Source organism: Mesorhizobium sp. M4A.F.Ca.ET.022.05.2.1 (assembly GCF_003998845.1).
Taxonomy (GTDB): Bacteria; Pseudomonadota; Alphaproteobacteria; order Rhizobiales; family Rhizobiaceae; genus Mesorhizobium.
Genome location: NZ_RZOJ01000507.1, coordinates 1 through 3,734 on the forward strand (window position 1 = coordinate 1; position 3,734 = coordinate 3,734).

Below are 3,734 nucleotides of genomic sequence, written 5' to 3' on the forward strand. Positions count from 1 at the left end.
GGTCTATGGACCGTCGGCAAGATGATCTCGATCAACCTCGGCTCGACGCGAACCGTCGGCCTCGTCTATGAAATCGGCAAGTCGGACCGCGCCTGGAGCAATGAGGGCCAGAACCCGATCGAGGTCAGCATCGAGTTGATCGGCGAAGTGCGTGACGGCGCCGAGCCGGGCGCTAAGCCGGTCTTCGATCGCGGCATCACCACCTACCCACATATCGGCGCCATTGCGCATCGCATCCGCAGCCGCGACCTGCAGGCCGTCTACGACCTCGCCGGCCGGCATTCGATCACCATTGGCACGCTGTCACAGGACGAGGCGATCGACGCCAACATCGCCATCGACGATGTCCTGGCGCGCCACTTTGCCATCGTCGGCACCACCGGCGTCGGCAAATCCACCGCCGTGTCGCTGCTTTTGCGCAAATCGATCGAGGCCCGCCCGGATCTGCGCATCCTCATCCTCGACCCGCACAACGAGTTCGCCGCCTCGTTGCCCGAATATTGCGTCAGGGTCGATTCCAAGACGCTGGACCTGCCTTTCTGGATGTTCAGGCTGGAAGAGTTCGCCGAGGTGCTGTTTCGCGGGCGCGAGACGGAGCCCGAGGAAGTCGATGTGCTGCGCGATCTCATCCCCGCCGCCAAGAACCTCTATCGCAACCCGGGTTCCGGCACCTATCTGAGGCGCGGCAGCGACGCGCTGACGGCCGATACGCCGGTGCCCTACCGCATCGCCGATCTCATCAAGCAGATCGACGAGCGCATGGGCATGCTCGAAAGCAAGAACGACCGCCCGACGTTGAAATCTCTAAAGACGCGCATCGAATCGGCGGCGTCCGATCCCCGCTACCGATTCATGTTCAACTCGCGCCTGATCGAGGACACGATCCACGAGACGATCGGCAACATCTTCCGCGTGCCGAACCATGGCCGTCCGGTAACCTGCTTCGAGATGGCCGGCATGCCCTCCGAAGTGGTCAATTCCGTCTGCTCGGTGCTGGCGCGCCTGGCTTTCGACCTGGCTCTGTGGAGCGAGGGCCGGCTGCGGCTGCTGCTGCTGTGCGAGGAAGCCCATCGCTACATGCCGGCCGATCCGCGCCTCGGCTTCGCGCCGACCCGGCACGCGCTGTCGCGCATCGCCAAGGAGGGCCGCAAATACGGCTGCTATCTCGGCGTCGTCACCCAGCGTCCGGGCGAGCTCGACCCGACCATCCTGTCGCAGTGCTCGACCTTCTTCGCCATGCGGCTGGCCAATGAGCAGGACCAGGCGATCATCCGTTCGGCGATCGCCGATTCCTCGGCCTCGACGCTGGCCTTCCTGTCCTCTATGGGCCAGCGTGAAGCCATCGCCTTCGGCGAGGGCGTGGCGACGACCATGCGATTGAAGTTCGAGAAACTGGCGCAGGAGCTCATTCCCGGCACGGGCACGCGCGAAAAGGCGGTACCGTCCGAAACCGGCGAAGACGTCGATCTCGCCGCGATCGTCGAGCGGCTGCGCAACGTGCCGAAGCCGCAGCAGCAGATGGCCTTCGCCGAGGTCGTCGATACGGCCCGCCAGGCTGGCGACCCGGACTACCGCAAGCCTGCCGCCCCGCGCATGCAGCCGGACGAGGACTTCGACACGCGCTACGGCCTCAAGCCCGCAACCTTCGGCATGCGCCCGCAGAACGATTGATGTCTGGGAAAATTCCAAAGCACCGAGCGGGCCTGGGTAAATTCCGTCAGAAAATTCGTCAGGCTGAGTCGGATGGTGTCGTTTTCGAGAACCGGAGCGGAGCGGACATTTAGTCCGTGAGCACCGGAAGCGCAGAAAAACGGCATCAGCCGGCCAGCATCACGAATTTGATGATGGGATTTTAGGCGCAGACGCGGTTGCGTCCCTGCCTCTTCGCCTCATAGAGCTGGCGGTCGGCGCGGCGATAGAAGTCCTCGGCCGTTTCCTTGCGATCCCAGACGGCAAGACCGACGCTGGTGGTGATCTTCAGACGCACATTGCCCGACAGCACCGACATGTTGGCGATCGCTTTGCGGATACGTTCGGCGAATTTGGCCAGCAGTTCGGCGTCCATGTTCGGTGTCACCACGGCGAACTCCTCGCCGCCGAGCCGCGCCACCACGTCGTGGTAGCGTGTCATGCCCTTCAGGCAGCCGGCGACTGCCCTCAGCACCTCGTCGCCGACATCGTGGCCATGCGTGTCGTTGACCTGCTTGAAATGGTCGAGATCGAGGATCATCAGCCCGACCGGCTTTTCGATGCGGCGAAACTCCTCGAGATACTCCTTCAGTGCGTCGTCGAAATAGCGCCGGTTCTGCATGCCGGTCAGCCCGTCGGTCAGCGCCGCGTGCTCCAGCGTTTCCGAACGCGCGCTGAGCGAGACCGTCATGGCGCGCAACTTGCCTTCTTCCGTCGCCTGCCTGCGGATCAGCGGGTAGATGAAGAACACGCCGAAGAACAGCGCGGTTGCGAGCAGCACGCCGGTCGCGAACAGCAGTCTATTGAGATACTTGATCTTTTCGATGCGGGAAGCCGCGTCCATGTCAGTGGCGATGGCTTGCAGGAAACCATAGGCGTGCAGCGTCACCAGGCCGGCTGCCAGGATCACGAAAATAAAGACGAAAAAAGCGGATTCCGCCTTATGGAAACGCATCTGCTGCCCGTGGAAACATCCCAAGGACCTTATGCCATGCAGGGCCTTACGGACGGTTAACCCGGACAACCTGAGCGAGAATATCAGGTTTTTGATTTAGTTTTGTGATTGCATTAGTGGCCGGAGATCAAATCGCAGGCATCGCGTCGCCGGCAGAATGGAGGCGCCGCCACTCCGGGCCCAGTTGATGGCGGAACCAGGTGGCCTGGCGCTTGGCATATTGCCGCGTCGCGATCTTGGCGCGCTCGATCGCTTCGGCGAAGCCCATCTGTCCTGCCATCGCCGCCTGCAATTCGCGGACGCCGATCGCCTTCATCGCCGGCAGGTCCGGATCGAGGCCGAGCGCCATAAGCTGCTTGACCTCTTCCAGCGCGCCCTTGTCGAGCATGCTGTCGAACCGCGCCTCGATCCGGCCGACCAGCTCCGCGCGGTCCGGCTCGATCACCAGGAAGCGCGCGCTGTCGCGGTCGATCAGCGGCTGGCCGCGCGCCGCCTGCCATTCGGCTATGGAACGGCCCGAGGCGTCGAGCACCTCCAGCGCCCGCACGATCCGCTGGCCGTCGGTCGGCCTGAGCTGCATGCCGACCGCCGAATCCTCGCGCATAAGGATGCGGTGCAGCCGGTCGGCGCCTTGCTCCTTGAGCTCGTGCCGCCAGCGGTCGCGGATCGCCGGCGGAATGTCGGGCATGTCCGAAATCCCTTCGGCCAGCGCACGAAAATAGAGCCCGGTGCCGCCGACGAAAATCACCGGCCGTCCGGCGAGCAGGCCGTCGTCGATCAGCTTCGTGACGTTGCGCAGCCAGGCGCCGGTGGAGTAGGCGACCGACGGATGGACATGGCCGTAGAGAAAATGCGGCGCGCGGGCGAGATCGGCGGCACCCGGCCGCGCCGTCAGCACGTCGAGCACGGAATAGCCTTGCATCGAATCGGTGTTGACGATGACGCCGCCCTCGCGCTCGGCGAGTTCCAGCGCAAGCGCCGACTTGCCGCTGGCGGTCGGCCCGGCTATCAGGATCGCGTTCTTCACGCGGCCCTCGCCCGCCTGCCCGGAAGTCTCGATGCCGCTGATCGCCACGCTTGTGTCCCATCC

The 3,734-nt window shown here is 64.1% G+C and carries 3 protein-coding genes; 1 reads left to right on the plus strand and 2 read right to left on the minus strand.

Features of this window, described 5'->3' with window-relative positions; translation table 11 throughout:
* Nucleotides 1-1,671, plus strand: a 1,671-nt coding sequence (locus EN745_RS31575) for an ATP-binding protein (RefSeq protein WP_145992249.1), incomplete at its 5' end; no start/stop codon positions are given.
* A gap of 181 nt (nucleotides 1,672-1,852) precedes the next feature.
* Here the strand turns inward: EN745_RS31575 and EN745_RS31580 are convergent.
* Together EN745_RS31580 and miaA are read right to left on the minus strand one after the other, a co-directional pair.
* On the minus strand, nucleotides 1,853-2,644 hold the full coding sequence (locus EN745_RS31580) for a GGDEF domain-containing protein (protein ID WP_126053965.1): 792 nt from the start codon (nucleotides 2,642-2,644) through the stop codon (nucleotides 1,853-1,855).
* Between the two features lie 127 nt (nucleotides 2,645-2,771).
* Entirely contained in the window at nucleotides 2,772-3,713 is a 942-nt protein-coding gene (miaA, locus tag EN745_RS31585) for a tRNA (adenosine(37)-N6)-dimethylallyltransferase MiaA (protein WP_126059044.1), read from the minus strand.
* Nucleotides 3,714-3,734 lie beyond the last annotated feature (21 nt).

What these genes read in the sequence shown, in the direction of transcription:
- EN745_RS31580 (WP_126053965.1), bottom strand. Translation starts at nt 2,644, where the DNA reads ATGCGTTTCCATAAGGCGGAATCCGCTTTTTTCGTCTTTATTTTCGTG.